The sequence below is a fragment of the uncultured Nevskia sp. genome (genome assembly GCF_903885465.1).
In the GTDB taxonomy this organism is placed as follows: domain Bacteria; phylum Pseudomonadota; class Gammaproteobacteria; order Nevskiales; family Nevskiaceae; genus Nevskia.
In genome coordinates this window covers 1-15,335 of record NZ_CAISIQ010000256.1, presented here as the reverse complement: position 1 = coordinate 15,335, position 15,335 = coordinate 1, and the positions used below count along the sequence as shown (strand labels likewise).

Here is a 15,335-nt window from a genome sequence, read left to right as displayed (position 1 = left end):
CGTTGAGCAGCGGGTTCTGCTGCTGCTCGCGCTGCTGAACCTTGGCGACCACGGAGATATTGACCACGGCCGGCAGCACCGGCTTCAGCATCGGCGCCAGCGACGGCAGTTGACCGTTGGGGCCCGGGGAGGCGAGCAGGGAAGTCGGCACGTCTGCGTGCAGCGGTGCCGGTGCGGTCGTCGAAAGGCTCAGCGTCGCTGCAGTCGCCAGCAGACCGGCAGCGCCGGCCACAGCAGCCGTCTTAATGAAGGAGCGGAGATTCATCGTGGGTTGTCCTGGGGATGTCTATTTCGTTCGGTGCGAACGTGGCGGTACGACCATGGCGGCGCGCGCAAGTTTCACGACGTCAACACAATGTCGATGCTGCAGCTTGCAGGCACTTTCACGGGAAGGGGATCAGGGCAGTCGGTTCAGGCGGCTGGCGTCGAGCGTCGACAGGCTTTGCGCCATTCCGGCCGGCGCCCATTTGCCAGCGGTGCGCAAGCCTGCGACGCGCGACAGCGTGCCGATCAATTGCTCGCGAAGACCGCGCTTGACGCGATAGCGGACTTCGTAGACCTCGCGCTCCTTGACCGCATCGAGCAGCAGATCGTCGCTGGTCTGCAGGCGGTCGACCAGGCCGAGTTCCTGCGCCTGGGTGCCGTACCAGTGCTCGCCGGTCGCCACTTTCTCGATCGCCAGCTGCTTGCGGTTGTCCGAAACAAAAGCCTTGAACAGGCTGTGGATCTCTTCCAGCTCCTGCTTGAACTTGGCGCGCGCGGCGTCGGTGTTCTCGCCGAACATGGTCAAGGTGCGCTTGTACTCGCCAGCGGTGTGCAGTTCGACATCGACCTGATGCTTGTCGAGCAGGCGATGGAAGTTCGGCATCTGGGCGACGACGCCGATCGAGCCGACCACGGCGAACGGCGCGGCGACGATCTCGTCGGCGACGCAGGCCATCATGTAGCCACCGCTGGCGGCGACCTTGTCGATCGACACGATCAGCCGGTAGCCGCGGTCGCGGATGCGCTTCAGCTGGGACGCCGCCAGACCGTAGGAATGCACGATGCCGCCGCCGCTTTCCAGACGAACCAGCACCGCGTCGTCTGGACGGGCAACCTGCAGCAGGGCGCTGATTTCCTCGCGCAGCGCGCCGACCTGCGAGGCTTCGATGTCGCCATCGAAATCAAGCACGAACAGGCGCGGCTTGACCGGCTCCTCGCCCAGTTTCGCGGCCTTTTTCTTGGCTTTGGCGTCGGCCTTGCGCTGCTTCTCGGCCGTCTTGTGCTCGCCGTCGCTCATCAGATCGAGATTCAGCACCTCGGCCATGTCCTTCAGGCGTTCGTTGATGTGCTTCACTTCCAGCCGCTCACCGACCTGGCCGCGACCCTCGCGAATCAGATTGGCGATCAGCACGATCAGCGCGCCGATGGCGACCACCCAGGTCAGGGTCTTGGCGAGGTACAAGCCGTATTGCAGCAGCAGCTCTTGCATGGAGTTTTTCCGGTCTGGCCCTGACAGGGCCAGACCCATGATGATGGCAGTGACGGAACCGCGGCGAAACGGGCGCAAGGAAAGTGCGGCCTCGACCCTTCAACTTGCCACAGGTGCCCAACGCCGATGCGAACGCCGGCGCAGGTCGAGCATGGAGGCAGGGCGCAGGTATTCAACGGATGGCCGTGGCAAATTGCAGCAAAAAAGCATCTGAACAGTGTCGGCAAGCGTCTGATTCGTTTAAATTCGCAAACGCTGGAACGGCATCCCCTTTTGCTGCAGCTACTGTCGCCGGAACCCTCGCATGACATCTTTTGCCCGCTCGATGAACCTCATCCTCGCCGCGTTGCTTGCGGCCGCGGTCGCCACTGCAGCGGCGGCGCCGTCTCCCGGCGATGGCGACGGTGATGGCGTTCCGGACGATCGCGATGAATGTCCGTACAGCGCAGCCACCGACAAGGTCAACGCCGCGGGCTGCTCGATCTCCAACGACGCCGACAGCGACGGCGTCCCCGACGATGTCGACCTGTGTCCGTACTCGACGATCGGCATCCAGGTAGACGCTCAGGGCTGCGCGCTCGATGAAGACTTTGACGGCGTCGCCAACGGCCTGGATCAATGTCCGGGCACCGCCTATGGGGAGAAGGTCGACAGCCGCGGCTGCGAGATCATCGTCGCTGGCAGCCAGAAGAACGCTGTTGCCAAGAAAGATGAACCGGTGCCGGCCACCAAGCTTGCGCCGCCAACGGGCCCGGCGAAGGTGATCGTCAAGACCAATCCGGACTATGTCGACGAGAACGAGCTGTTTGCGGCTCCGCCACCGCGGCCCGCAACGGGCGCGGCAGAGCCTGTGGTTGTTCCGGTGCTGCCAGTTGCTCCTGCCAAGCCTGCTCCGGCGCCAGCAGCGCCGGTTGCGGCTGCCGCTGTTCCGCCGCCTGCGGTTCCTACAGCCGCCATCCCGACACCTGCTGTGCCGAAAGCTGCAGCACCGGTTGCCGCTGCTCCTGCTCCCAAGCCCGTCGAAGCGGTGATCATCCAGGTCAAACCGAGTCGCGAACTTGGATCTGACGCACCCAGTCCAGTAACCCCGGCAGCGCCCACCGCAGCGATTGCTGCCAAACCGGCGGCTCCTGTTGCCACCAGCATTCCAGCTCCGGCCGTCGCGGCGCCAGTGCGGCACGAAGCCGCGGTGGTGGAGCCGAAGGTCGTGCTGAGCCCCGAAGAGGCGCGTGCCAATGCCGAGCAGCGGGCGACGATGTCGCCTGCCTCTGCGGACCGTACGTCCTCACTGCCGAAAGCGGCGACGGTCACGCTGCCGGTGCCGTCACTGTCGGCTGACCAGTTTCCTCCGGGATACGCGCCGAATCGGGCTGCGCCGCCGGTCAGTGTTCCGGCTGCAGCGGTGCCCGGCCCGGCGGCCGGCACTGCCCGCAAACTTCCGGTCACGGGCATTCCGGCATCCGCCGGAACCGTGCAGACGCCGGCCACACCCACTGCTGTGGCGCCGGTTGCGCCGGTCACGCCAGCGGTAGTGCCCGCCGTTCCGGTGCCGCGTCAGTCAGTGCCGGCGGCATCAGTGCCGGGTGCGCGCGTCGCAGCGCCGGTCATCGCGGTGGCGCCGGCTGCTGATGAGTCGCCCCGCGCCGCATTGCCGCAGCCGGCGCAGCCTGATTGGGACAGGGGTGCCGAAACGCTGGCCCAGATCGGCTTCGCGGCGGGTTCCGTACAGTTGAATCCGGCGGCGACGCAACGGGTGCGCGAGCTTTCCGGCGCGATTTCATCGCGGCTCTCGACGAGTCCTGGCCTGGTGCTGCGCCTCGAGGGCCATCGGCACGCCGGCGAAGCGGCCGACATCGAAACCGGCCGCGGGTTGGCGCTACGCAAGGCTTTCCTTGCCGAAGGCATCGACGACTCACGGATTCGCATCGTCGTGATCGATGGTGCCGGGGCCGTCGGTACTGGCGACTATTTGGTGGCTGTGCAACTGGTCGCGCAGTAGCAGAACGTTCGATTCCGCATCTGGGCGCCTGGCACAAGCCGGGCATCCGACCGATCGGCGCCCTTCAGCGCCCGCCGCGAAACGCCGTTTCCAGTGCCGACGCGCGCGCCAGCCGAGTTTCCACATCACCCGTCTGCGGCGCCGGCAGCAGCCAGCCATGTAATTGCGCTTCAAGCATCCCGGCAAGCATTTCGATGTGTTCGTCGTGCTCGTTCAGCGCCGGGATATAGCAAAAGCGCTCGCCACCGTGGGCGACGAAATCCTCGCCACAGCCGATCGAGATTTCCTCCAGCGTTTCCAGGCAATCGGCCGCGAAGCCCGGGCACATCACGTCGAGTTTCTTGATGCCGCGTCCGGCCAGCGCACGCACCGTTTCATCGGTATACGGCTGCACCCAGGGCGCTTTGCCGAAGCGGCTCTGGAAGGTGATCGAGTAGGCGTCCTTGCTCAGCTCCAGCGCCTCGGCGAGCAGCCGGCCGGTCTTCTGGCACTGGCAGTAATACGGATCGCCATTGGTGACGTAGTGCTGCGGCACGCCGTGGAAGGACATCAGCAGGTGATCGCCTCGGCCCTTGGCTTCCCAGTACCGGCGCACGCTGTTCGACAGTGCCGCGATATGGCTGGGATGATCGTGATAGCAGCCCACGGTGCGCAGGTCCGGCATCCAGCGGCGCTTCTGCACTTCGGCAAACACGGCGTCGTAGCAGGCGGCGGTGGTCGAGCCGGAATACTGCGGGTACATCGGCAGCACGACGATGCGGCGCACGCCCTGCTGCTCGAGCTCGGCAACAGCAGATTCGACGCTGGGGTTGCCGTAGGTCATCGCCAGCGCCACCGGCACATCCTCGCCGTATTGCTGCGCCAGTTTCAGCTTCAGTTTCGCGGCCTGGCGCTTGGAGAAGACGACCAGCGGCGAGCCTTCATCCATCCAGATCGAGCCGTAGGCGTGCACCAGCCGCTTCGGCCGGAACGGCACGATGAACAGGTACAGGATCGGCAACCAGAGCAGGCGCGGCAGTTCCACCACGCGCGGATCGCCGAGGAACTGGGCGAGATAGCGGCGAATCGCCGGGCCGGTCGGCGCATCGGGCGAGCCGAGGTTCATCAGCAGCACGCCGGTACGGCCGGTGGCGCGATGGGCGATATCAGTCAGGTTGGGCGAGTTCATGCGGATCGGGAGAAGAGCCCGCACAGTGTAGTCGGGGCGGGGGCCCAGAAGACGCCAGTAGGGCTACGGTTAGAAGCGAAAGGGCTTTCCTTGGAACGGCTTGATCGGCGTAGCCTCGGCGCGAGTCATCCGCCCGTTTTGCCACCGAGAACGATTCATGTCCGATACCCCGCTGCGCTTCGAGACGCTGGCCGTCCACGCCGGCTACCAGCCTGATCCGACGACCCGCGCCGTCGCCGTGCCGATCTACCAGACCGTGGCCTTCGCATTCGACGACACCCAGCACGGTGCCGACCTGTTCGATCTGAAGGTCACCGGCAACATCTATTCGCGGATCATGAATCCGACCAACGATGTGCTGGAGCAGCGGCTGGCCGCGCTCGAAGGTGGCATCGGCGCGCTGGCGCTGGCTTCGGGCCAAGCGGCGGTGACCTATGCGATCCAGACCATCGCGACGGCCGGCGACAACATCGTGTCGGCGAGCACGCTGTATGGCGGCACCTACAACCTGTTCGCCCACACGCTGCCGCAGTTCGGCATCGAGACCCGCTTCGCCGATCCCCGAGATCCGGCCAGCTTCGCGCCGCTGATCGATGCCCGCACCAAGGCGGTGTTCATCGAATCGATCGGCAACCCGCTCGGCAACATCACCGATATCGCAGCACTCGCGAAGATCGCCCACGCGGCCGGCGTGCCGCTGATCGTAGACAACACGGTCGCCACGCCTTACCTGCTGCGGCCGTTCGAGCATGGTGCGGACATCGTCGTGCACTCACTGACCAAGTACCTCGGTGGCCACGGCACCACCTTGGGTGGCGCGATCGTCGATTCCGGGAAATTCCCGTGGGCCGAGCACAAGGAGCGCTTCCCGCGTTTGAACGAGCCGGACCCGAGCTACCACGGCGTCGTCTACACCGAGGCGCTGGGGCCGGCGGCGTACATCGGCCGGGCTCGCGTGGTGCCGCTGCGCAACATGGGCGCCGCGCTGTCGCCATTCAACGCATTCCAGATCCTGCAGGGCATCGAGACGCTGGCGCTGCGCATGGACCGGATCGTCGACAACGCATTGAAGATCGCCAAATTCCTGAAGCAGCAGCCGCAGGTGAAATGGGTGGGCTATGCCGGGTTGGAAGATCACCCCCAGCACGCGCTCGCCCAGCAGTATTTCGGTGGCAGGACGTCGGGAATCATCACCTTCGGCCTCAGCGGCGGCCGCGAAGCCGGTGCGCGTTTTCAGGATGCGCTGAAGCTGTTCACGCGGCTGGTCAACATCGGTGATGCCAAATCGCTGGCCACCCATCCGGCCTCGACGACGCACCGCCAGCTGTCACCGGCGGAACTTGCGAAGGCCGGCGTCACCGAGGACACGGTGCGGCTGTCGATCGGCATCGAGCATATCGATGACCTGATTGCCGACCTGACGCAGGCGATTGCGGCTGCCAGCTAGCGGCGAATCAACGGCGAATCTGGCCGGCCGCGAGGCGACGGAAGTAGCCGTGATACGCGGCCATCGCCTTGTGGCCGAGCACCAGCATCAGCGGCAGGTTGATCAGGTACATGAAGCCGAGGCCGACGGTGGAGATCGCATCGAGCTGGCCGCTGGTCTTGATGAAGCCGAAGCAGGCCACGGCGGCTGACACGCACCAGGTGATGCGGTAGGGCGTGATCGAACGCGGGCCGAACAGGTAGATCACGCCCTGCTCGCCGTAGTAGCCGTAGCTGATGATGCAGGACAGGCCGAACACCCAGACGGCGATCGTGATCAGCCAGCGGCCGAGGCCGGGATGCACCTTGTCGAAGCCCTTGGCGACCAGGGTGGAGCCGCGATAGTCGGCGTAGACGCCGGTGTCGAGAATGGTCGGCGCCGCAGCACTGGCCAGCGGCATCCAGCTGACTGTATGGGCATCGTCACCAAGCACGCCGTACAGCCGCGTGCGGGTGCCGGCCGCGTCGACCATCACGAACAGCGGTGCGCCGGCTTTCCAGTCTTCCTTGCTCGGGCCGGATTGATCGGGGATGGTAGCGAGGTCCGGCTGCCATTGCCCGGTGGCCGTCGCGACGATCGCTGGCGGTGTGGTCCAGACCGCTGCCGGCGCGCGATTCCAGATGCCGGTTGACAGCACCACGAGACCGGTCACGGTGCAGACGAAGATGGTGTCGATGAACGGTTCGAGCCCGGCGACGACGCCTTCGGTCACCGGCTCCGGCGTCTTCACCGCGGCATGAGCGATCGGCGCAGTGCCGAGTCCGGCCTCGCTGGAAAACAGCGCCCGCTTCATGCCCCACATGAATGCGCCGCCGAGTGAGCCGCCGGCAAAGGCGCCGACGCCTTCGGTTGGCGAGAACGCGCTGCTGACGATCAGACCGAACAGCGCCGGCAGGCTGTCGGCCTCGTGCAGGATCACGTAGATGCCGACGATCACGTAAACGCCGCACTTGAACGGCACCAAAGTCTTGGTGACGTTGCCGATGCGCTTGATGCCGCCAAGAATCACCGCGCCGGCGACGCTGGCGAGGATCACGCCGGTGATCCATGTCGGGACACCGAAATACTCGCGGGTGGTGTCGGCCACGCTCCAGGTCTGGAACATGTTGCCGCCGGTGAACGCGAACAGCAGCAGCGCGAAGCAGAAGAACACGCCGACGACTCGGCCGAACGGCTTCAGCTTCGGGTTCAGCTCGGCAAGCCCGTCACGCGCCACATACATCGCGCCGCCATGCGGATTGCCGGGCTCCGAGGTATCGCGATAGAGCAGCGACAAGGTCACTTCGGTGGTCTTCAAGGCCATGCCGACCAGGCCGACCACCCACATCCAGAACACCGCGCCTGGCCCGCCGAAATCGACCGCGATGGCCATGCCGGCAATCGCGCCGAGGCCGACGGTGCCGGACATCGCCGCAGTCAGCGCCTGGAAGTGAGTCAGCGCGCCTTCGCCTTGAGAAGTGTCGATGCCCTTGCCGGCAACCAGCGCCACGCCATGGGTCAGCGAGCGGTACTGGCAGAACTTGCTCCAGGCCGAGAACAGTACTCCGATCGCCAGCAGGGCGAGCAGCATCGGCGCTGACAGCAGCGTGTTGTTGACGGCATCGATGGCCGCCCAGAACTGATTCATCGTCGTACCCCAGTGCTACCAACGGGTGCTGCGGAACGACGGATCAGGCAGCGCGGGCCAGCACGGCGTGGCGGCGCGAATAGCCAAAGTAGATCGCCTGGCCGATCACCAGCCAGATCGCGAACGCCGTCCAGGTGGTGTGGCCCAGGCGGGTCATCAGATAGCCGCAGGACAGCACGCCGAGCACTGGCAGCAGCGGGCCGAACGGCGCGCGGAACGGCCGCTTGAGATCAGGCCGCTTCTTGCGCAACACCAGCACGCCGACGCAGGCGATGACGAAGGCGCCGAGCGTGCCGATGTTCGCGGTGTCCGCCAGTTCGCTGAGCGGCACAAAGCCGGCGAGCGCGATCATGACGATACCGGCAGCGATGATCGAACCGACCGGCGTCCGCGTGGTCGGGTGCAGTTTGGCGAAGAACTGCGGCAGCAAGCCATCACGGGAGATCGCGAACAGCACGCGGGTGAGGCCGTAGAACATCACCAGCATCACTGTCGTAAGACCGGCGATGGCGCCGATCGAGATAAGGCCGGCGGCGGTCTTCTGGCCGATTTGCAACAGCGAATAAGCGACTGGCGAACCGACATTCAGAGTCGAGTACGGGACGATGCCGGTCAGCAGGCCGGACACCACGATATAGAGAATGGTGCAGGCGCCGAGCGAACCGAGAATGCCGATCGGCAGATCGCGCGATGGTTTCTTGGTTTCCTCGGCAGCGGTCGAAACGGCGTCGAAGCCCAGATAGGCGAAGAAGATGCGCGAAGCACCATCGAACACCCCGCCCCAGCCGAAGTGTTTGGTGCCGTCTGCATCGACCACTTCCGCCGGAATGAACGGGTGCCACAAGGTCGGGTCGACATGAAACACAGCGACGCCGATGAACAGAAAGATGGTCGCTAGCTTGACCGCGACAATGATCGCGTTGAGCACCGCACCGACCTTCGCACCCATGGCCAGCACGACGCCGAGCACAACGATAATCAGCACTGCGGCGAGGTTGATAACGCCGTTCGGATGCGCCGTCTCATGGGCGTGGCTTAGCGCCTCGGGTAACGTTATCCCGATTGTCTGCAAGCCGGTGTTGAGATATTCCGACCATCCGACAGAAACGGCAGGTACTGCTACTGCATATTCGAGCACCAGCATCCAGCCGATGATCCACGCTGGCCATTCGCCCAGCCCCGCATAGCCGTAACCGTAAGCGCTGCCGGCACCGCCAATCGAAGATGCGAGTTCGGCGTACGAGAGAGCCGCGAAGGTGCAGGCCAGGCCGGCGACGATGAACGACAACACCACGGCTGGCCCGGCGTTGACTGCCGCCGCCTTGCCAGTGAGCACGAAGATGCCGGTACCAATGATCGCGCCGATCCCGAGCATGACCAGATCGAAGGCATTGAGGCTGCGCTTGAGGCCGGTTTGTTTCTCCAGATCGGTCTCGATCGGCTTAGTACGGAACAGGCTCATCAATCACTCCCCTAGTAAGTTCGCCGGGCGGCAGCACGACGCTGTTATATGCGGGAAGTATGCCGACGGGGGGCGGTTTCAGTAAGAAGCCGCCTTAAGCGGCCCGGAAAGGGCGCTAGTTCGAAGAATGACGAGCCACCGGTTGTCCCTTGATCGCTACCGGAAAAAGTTTTCCGGTAAAGATTTTCTGTCAATGGTCGAAAAACACTACATCCAAGGATCGGGGGTAGTGTCATGCAGCTCAGGGTTGTCGCCGTTTCATGGTGGGTTGCCGCCAGCCTGATTGCCGGATGCGGTGGTGGCGGAGCAGGCGGAGGCAATCCGACCTCGACGCCATCCGGAGAAGTGCCGACGCAACCGGCCGGGCCACAGCCTTCCCCGGCGCCCGCACCGGCCCCAGAACCGGTTCCGGTTCCCGAGCCGACTCCCGCACCGGCGCCGTCCCCAGCCCCGACTCCGGTGCCCGAGGACATGGATCCAACTCCGGAGCCCATGCCGGTTCCCGAACCGGAACCAGAGCCGACGCCTGAACCCGAACCGACGCCGATTCCAGCGCCGGAGCCAACCCCGGTTCCCGTTCCTGATCCGATCCCGGTACCGCTACCGCCGATATCGGCAGTGTCGACGGCCGACGCCGTTCGCCTGCTCGAACAGGCCAGCTTCGGTCCCACGCTGACGGCGATCGCCGAGGTGCAGGCCGGCACGGTGGAAAGCTGGATTGACCGCCAGCTGTCCCTGCCAGCCACCGGCTACGCCGGCTATCCGGTCATGGAGGCGACCCAGAGCATCAGTTGCCCGTCCACCGCCATCGCCACCTGCAGCCGCGACAACTACTCGCTGTTTCCGATCCAGACCCGCTTCTTCCGCAACGCAATGACCGGGCCGGACCAGCTTCGCCAGCGGGTGGCGTTCGCGCTGTCGCAGATCTTCGTCACCTCGGGCAACGAAGTGGCGGTGACTTATGCGATGGCGGCTTATCAGCAGATGCTGCTCGACAGTGCCTTCGGCACTTACCGGCAATTGCTGGAGAAGGTCACGGTCAGCCCGGTGATGGGCCGCTATCTGGACATGGCCAACAACGAACGCCCGAACTCGGCGGCCGGCGTCGAACCGAATGAAAACTACGCCCGCGAAGTACTGCAGCTGTTCTCGCTCGGCGTCTACGAACTCAATGCCGATGGCAGCCCGAAGCAGGATGGCCAGGGTCGGCCGATCGCCAGCTATGACCAGGACACGGTCGAAGGTTTCGCGCACGCATTTACTGGCTGGACCTATCCGCCGAAAGCCGGCCGCCCGGTGCGCTGGAACAATCCGCGCCATTTCGATGGCCCGATGGCGCCCGTGGCGGAAGCCCACGACAACGGTGCCAAGCGGCTGCTGAGTGGCGTCGTGCTGCCGGCGAACCAGGGCCAGGATCAGGACATCCGTCAGGCGCTGGACAACATCGCCAATCACCCGAATGTCGGGCCGTTCATCGGCAAGCAGCTGATCCAGCATCTGGTGACCAGCAATCCGAGCCCGGCCTACATCGCCCGCATCAGCGCCGTGTTCGATCGCGACAGCAACGGCGTGCGCGGCAATCTCGGCTCGGTGGTGCGGGCGATCCTGCTCGATCCGGAAGCGCGCGGCGATCTGAAGACCGCCCCGGACTACGGCAAGCTGCGTGAGCCAGGCCTGTTCCTCGCCAACCTGATGCGCGGCATCGGGGGCAGCAGTGACGGCATCTACCTGCGTGCTCGCAGCACGGTGATGGGTCAGCCGATCTATCAGGCGCCCTCGGTGTTCAACTTCTATCCGCCCAACTATCCGCTACAGGGAACGCTGCTGGTCGGCCCGAGTTTCGGCCTCCATACCGCTGGCTCGGCACTGGAAAGAATCAATCTGCTGGCGCGCTTGTTGACGGGGCCGGTGACGGCCGATTCGACGGTGCCCGGCGCCATCGGCACCCAGCTCGATCTCAGCACCTGGCAAGCCCTGGCTGCCGACCCCGCGGCCCTGCTTGATCGCATCGACCTGCTGTTCTTCCACAACACGATGTCGTTCGCGTCGCGGATCACGATCCAGACCACGCTGAGCACGATTCCCGTCTCCGACACGGCATCGCGAGCCCGCACTGCCCTCTATCTCGCGCTGTCGTCGGCGCAATACCAGGTTGCTCAATGATGAGTACTTCCATGCACATGCACTCGCCCACCAATCATTCGCGCCGCGATTTCCTCAGCGGTCTCGGTTGCCTCGGCGGCGGCCTGTTGCTCAACACGCTGCCGAGCTTCTCCGCGCAGGCGCAGGGCTTCGGCGACTACAAGGCGCTGGTCTGCGTGTTCCTGCTCGGTGGCAACGACGGCAACAACATGATCGTGCCGAACGACACCGCCGGCTACGGCAAGTACGCCGCGATCCGCGGTGATTACACGCGCACCAGCGGTGCCGTCGGCCTGCCGCGCGCCGACTTGCTGGCGCTGCAGCCGGCCAGCGGCAATGCCGCGTTCGGCGCCCATCCGGCATTCACGCATTTGCAGCAGGTCTGGAACGCCGGCGATCTGGCCGTGCTGTTCAATGTCGGCACTTTGGCGCGGCCGCTGACCAAGGCCGGCTACGGCAATCGCACGCTGATGCCGGACAATCTGTTCTCGCATGCCGATCAGCAAGCCCAGTGGCAGTCGGCGGTCAGTCAGGGGATTTCGCGTACCGGCTGGGGTGGCAGGCTGGCGGATGCGGTGCGTTCGGCCAACGGTGCGGCGCCGGTGCCGCCGCTGGTCGCCTGGGGACGCAATGATCTGTTTGCGATCGGCAATTCGACGATGTCGCTGTCGGTGCCGTCGTCCGGCACTTTCGGTCTCACCAACTTCGGCGGCGGCAGTTATCGCAGCAGCATCTCGAGCTCGTTGAACCAGATGCTGCAGCTTGATCGCGGCAATGCGCTGGTCGCTTCAGCACAGGACACCGTTCAGTCCGCGATCACCAGCAGCGGCGCGCTCAACCCGATCCTGAGTGGCACCTCATCCTCGATCAACAGCTTCTTCAGCGGCCAGTCCTCGGGCATCGCCCAGCAGCTGCTGCAGACCGCCCGGATGATCGAAGCACGCGGCACGCTCGGCGTCTCGCGGCAGATCTTCTATGTGGCGCTCGGCGGCTTCGATACCCACAACAGCCAGATCGAAACGCAGGCCGAACTATTCGGCCAGCTGAGCCCGGCGCTGAAGGCGTTTCAGGATTCGATGGCCCAGCTCGGCATGGCCGATCAGGTGACCACGTTCACGGTGTCGGACTTTGGCCGCACCCTGAAACCGGCGTCCGGCGGCGGCACCGATCACGCCTGGGGCAACCATCATTTGGTGATGGGCGGCGCCGTGCGCGGTCAGCGTTTCTACGGGCAGTTTCCCGAACACGCGCTCGGCGGTCCGGACGATGTCACCAGCGAAGGCCGCTGGTTGCCGACCACCTCGGTCGATCAGTACGGCGCCACCTTGTCACGCTGGTTCGGTGTGTCCGATGCCGATCTGGCAACGGTTTTCCCCAATCTGCAGCAGTTTCCGACCAAGGATCTGGGGTTTCTCGGCTAGCGCCCGGCCATCCTTGGCCGGGCGTCAGCGATCCTGCTTGCAGGATCGCTCAGCCTTCGATGATCGCCGTCACGCCCATGCCGCCGGCGGTGCAGATCGAGATCAAGCCGCGACCACCGCCGTTCTCGGAGATGATCTTCGCGAGGGTGGCGACGATGCGGGCACCGGTCGCCGCGAACGGATGGCCGACGCCCAGCGAGGAGCCGCGGATGTTCAGGCGCGAGCGATCGATCTCGCCGAGCGGCTTGTCGAGGCCCAGACGTTCCTTGCAGAACTTCGGATCGTTCCAGGCTTTCAGCGTGCACAGCACCTGAGCGGCGAAGGCTTCGTGGATTTCGTAGAAGTCGAAGTCCTGCAGCTTCAATCCCATGCGCGCCAGCATCCGCGGCACGGCGAAGGCCGGGGCGATCAGCAGGCCGTCCTTGCGGCCGGCGGCGAAGTCGACGGCGGCGGTTTCATAGGCGGTCAGATAAGCGAGCGGCTTGTGGCCATGCGCCCGGGCCCAGTCTTCCGATGCCAGCAGCACGGCGGCGGCGCCATCGGTCAATGGTGTGGAGTTGCCGGCGGTCAGCGTGCCGTTGAGCTTGTCGAACGCGGGCTTCAGGGTCGCCAGCTTGGCCAGCGTGGTGTCGCCGCGCAGATTGTTGTCGCGCGACAGCCCCGCATACGGCACCACCAGATCGCCGAAGAAGCCGGAGTCATAGGCGAGGGCGGCTTTCTGATGTGATTCCAGCGCCAGTTGGTCCTGTTCTTCGCGCGGAATACCCCACTGCTTGGCCATCATTTCGCAGTGCGCGCCCATGCTCAGGCGGGTGCGAGGCTCGTTGTTGCCGGGAATCAGCGGCACCAGATCCGATGGCCGGAATTTGGCGAAGGCCTTGAGGCGCGCGCCGGTGGTCTTGGCGCGATTGGCTTCGAGCAGGATCTTGCGCAGGCCTTCGCCGACGCCGATCGGCGCATCCGATGCGGTATCGACACCGGCGCCGATCCCCGATTCGATCTGCCCAAGGGCGATCTTCGAGCCGACCGTCATCACCGTTTCCAGGCTGGTGCCGCAGGCCTGCTGCAGGTCATAGGCCGGGGTTTCCGCCGACAAGCCCGAAGACAGCACGCATTCGCGGGTCAGATTGAAATCCCGCGAGTGCTTGAGCACCGCGCCGGCCGCGACTTCGCCTAGACGCTCGCCGTGCAACTGGAACTTGTCGACCGTGGCTTTCAGCGCCGCGGTCAGCATGTCGCTATTGCTGCGGGTGGCATAGGCGCCGTTGGAGCGGGCGAACGGAATGCGCGCGCCGCCGAGGATGGCGACTTTGCGGCCGTAGGGTTTCATCGTGTCTCTCCGACTACCAATGTTTGGGGAAGGGTCGCGGCTATTGCGATGCAGCATTGTACCGTCGCCAGCGGATTTGTTTACAACTGTTTACTAGAATGCCCTGAGTTGTCATCTCGGAAGGGCAAGATCGTCGCCAGCCGAGCAAAAAAACTCGTTTACCCCTTGAATCCCCGAGGCCGGCCCCTAAGAATTAGCAGCCTCCGGGAGAGAGTGCTAACAACGAATGATTCCGACGTGCCTTCGGCGCGAACGATCAACCGCCCTCCCGGAATCATCAGCAACCCATATTAAGGAGTTGAGAACATGAGTCTGCGTCCCTTGCATGATCGCGTCATCGTCAAGCGTCTCGAAGAAGAGAAGAAGTCCCTCGGCGGCATCATCATCCCGGACTCCGCGGCCGAAAAGCCGTTGAAGGCGGAAGTGGTTGCCGTCGGCCCGGGCAAGCGCAGCGATGACGGCAAGATCCACGCCGTCGACGTCAAGATCGGCGACACCATCCTGATCGGCAAGTACTCGGGTACCGAAGTGAAGGTCGACGGCAAGGATCTGGTGATCCTTCGCGAAGACGACATCCTTGCCGTGTTCGGCAAGTGACCTTGAGCTTCTGAAGGTCACCCCGGCGAAAGCCGGGGTCCAGTCTTAACCCCCTATTCCGCAACAAGAGGAAATCAACATGGCAGCCAAAGAAGTCAAATTCGCCGATGACGCCCGCAGCCGCATGGCCAATGGCGTGAACATTCTCGCCAACGCCGTCAAGGTCACGCTGGGTCCGAAGGGCCGCAACGTGATTCTCGACAAGTCGTTCGGCGCCCCGACCGTCACCAAGGACGGCGTCTCGGTCGCGAAGGAAATCGAGCTGAAGGACAAGTTCGAGAACATGGGCGCGCAGCTCGTGAAGGAAGTCGCTTCGAAGACCTCCGATGCAGCAGGCGACGGCACCACCACCGCCACCGTGCTCGCCCAGGCGATCCTCGCCGAAGGCCTGAAGGCCGTTGCCGCCGGCACCGACCCGATGGACATCAAGAGCGGCATCGACAAGGCCGTTGAAGCCGTCACTGCCGAAATCAAGAAGATGTCGGTGCCGTGCAAGGACCGCAAGGCGATCGCCCAGGTCGGCACCGTCTCCGCCAACTCCGATGAAGCGATCGGCGAAATCATCGCCACCGCGATGGACAAGGTCGGCAAGGAAGGCGTCATCACCGTCGAAGACGGCTCCGGTCTCG

General features: G+C 64.6%; 11 protein-coding genes and 1 pseudogene. 6 read left to right on the top strand and 6 right to left on the bottom strand.

The window, feature by feature from the left end:
- A pseudogene (locus QZY06_RS09720) lies at positions 1-265 on the bottom strand (hypothetical protein); the annotation flags it as partial.
- A gap of 132 nt (positions 266-397) precedes the next feature.
- The gene (sohB, locus tag QZY06_RS09715; protein ID WP_295683462.1) at positions 398-1,474 is read right to left on the bottom strand and encodes a protease SohB; all 1,077 of its coding nucleotides are present in this window, start codon (positions 1,472-1,474) and stop codon (positions 398-400) included.
- 304 nt (positions 1,475-1,778) lie between these two features.
- On the opposite strand from sohB, the gene QZY06_RS09710 reads away from it, so the two are divergent.
- Positions 1,779-3,473 carry a thrombospondin type 3 repeat-containing protein gene (locus QZY06_RS09710; protein WP_295683460.1) on the top strand — a complete coding sequence of 565 codons (1,695 nt, stop codon included), beginning with the start codon at positions 1,779-1,781 and terminating at the stop codon, positions 3,471-3,473.
- Positions 3,474-3,537: 64 nt separating this feature from the next.
- Here QZY06_RS09710 and hemH read toward each other — a convergent pair whose 3' ends face one another.
- Positions 3,538-4,641 (bottom strand): ferrochelatase, encoded by a 1,104-nt coding sequence (gene hemH, locus QZY06_RS09705; protein WP_295683458.1) that lies wholly within the window; start codon positions 4,639-4,641, stop codon positions 3,538-3,540.
- A 157-nt stretch (positions 4,642-4,798) separates the two neighbouring features.
- On the opposite strand from hemH, the gene QZY06_RS09700 reads away from it, so the two are divergent.
- Entirely contained in the window at positions 4,799-6,088 is a 1,290-nt protein-coding gene (locus tag QZY06_RS09700) for an aminotransferase class V-fold PLP-dependent enzyme (RefSeq protein WP_295683455.1), read from the top strand.
- A 7-nt stretch (positions 6,089-6,095) separates the two neighbouring features.
- On the opposite strand, the gene QZY06_RS09695 is transcribed toward QZY06_RS09700, so the two are convergent.
- Entirely contained in the window at positions 6,096-7,754 is a 1,659-nt protein-coding gene (locus QZY06_RS09695) for a sodium:alanine symporter family protein (RefSeq protein ID WP_295683451.1), read from the bottom strand.
- Between the two features lie 43 nt (positions 7,755-7,797).
- Positions 7,798-9,216, bottom strand: coding sequence for an amino acid permease (locus QZY06_RS09690; protein ID WP_295683450.1), 1,419 nt, complete (start codon positions 9,214-9,216; stop codon positions 7,798-7,800).
- 618 nt (positions 9,217-9,834) lie between these two features.
- Here QZY06_RS09690 and QZY06_RS09685 point away from each other — a divergent pair.
- Together QZY06_RS09685 and QZY06_RS09680 are read left to right on the top strand one after the other, a co-directional pair.
- Positions 9,835-11,379, top strand: coding sequence for a DUF1800 domain-containing protein (locus tag QZY06_RS09685; protein ID WP_295683448.1), 1,545 nt, complete (start codon positions 9,835-9,837; stop codon positions 11,377-11,379).
- Positions 11,379-12,779, top strand: coding sequence for a DUF1501 domain-containing protein (locus QZY06_RS09680; protein WP_295683445.1), 1,401 nt, complete (start codon positions 11,379-11,381; stop codon positions 12,777-12,779). The genes QZY06_RS09685 and QZY06_RS09680 overlap by 1 nt, the downstream gene beginning before the upstream one ends.
- 49 nt (positions 12,780-12,828) lie before the next feature.
- On the opposite strand, the gene QZY06_RS09675 is transcribed toward QZY06_RS09680, so the two are convergent.
- Positions 12,829-14,109 (bottom strand): acetyl-CoA C-acetyltransferase, encoded by a 1,281-nt coding sequence (locus tag QZY06_RS09675; protein WP_293392823.1) that lies wholly within the window; start codon positions 14,107-14,109, stop codon positions 12,829-12,831.
- A gap of 306 nt (positions 14,110-14,415) precedes the next feature.
- Here QZY06_RS09675 and QZY06_RS09670 point away from each other — a divergent pair, with 306 nt between their 5' ends.
- Both QZY06_RS09670 and QZY06_RS09665 read left to right on the top strand, forming a co-directional pair.
- Complete coding sequence (locus tag QZY06_RS09670) at positions 14,416-14,706, top strand: co-chaperone GroES (RefSeq protein ID WP_022978204.1); 291 nt, start codon at positions 14,416-14,418, stop codon at positions 14,704-14,706.
- 79 nt (positions 14,707-14,785) lie between these two features.
- On the top strand, positions 14,786-15,335 hold a 550-nt coding region (locus QZY06_RS09665), incomplete at its 3' end, for a TCP-1/cpn60 chaperonin family protein (protein WP_295683440.1).

Excerpts from the sequence above, each read along its gene's own strand:
- sohB (WP_295683462.1), bottom strand. The coding sequence starts at position 1,474 with ATGCAAGAGCTGCTGCTGCAATACGGCTTGTACCTCGCCAAGACCCTG.
- QZY06_RS09710 (WP_295683460.1), top strand. The coding sequence starts at position 1,779 with ATGACATCTTTTGCCCGCTCGATGAACCTCATCCTCGCCGCGTTGCTT.
- hemH (WP_295683458.1), bottom strand. The coding sequence starts at position 4,641 with ATGAACTCGCCCAACCTGACTGATATCGCCCATCGCGCCACCGGCCGT.
- QZY06_RS09700 (WP_295683455.1), top strand. The coding sequence starts at position 4,799 with ATGTCCGATACCCCGCTGCGCTTCGAGACGCTGGCCGTCCACGCCGGC.
- QZY06_RS09695 (WP_295683451.1), bottom strand. The coding sequence starts at position 7,754 with ATGAATCAGTTCTGGGCGGCCATCGATGCCGTCAACAACACGCTGCTG.
- QZY06_RS09690 (WP_295683450.1), bottom strand. The coding sequence starts at position 9,216 with ATGAGCCTGTTCCGTACTAAGCCGATCGAGACCGATCTGGAGAAACAA.
- QZY06_RS09680 (WP_295683445.1), top strand. The coding sequence starts at position 11,379 with ATGAGTACTTCCATGCACATGCACTCGCCCACCAATCATTCGCGCCGC.
- QZY06_RS09675 (WP_293392823.1), bottom strand. The coding sequence starts at position 14,109 with ATGAAACCCTACGGCCGCAAAGTCGCCATCCTCGGCGGCGCGCGCATT.
- QZY06_RS09670 (WP_022978204.1), top strand. The coding sequence starts at position 14,416 with ATGAGTCTGCGTCCCTTGCATGATCGCGTCATCGTCAAGCGTCTCGAA.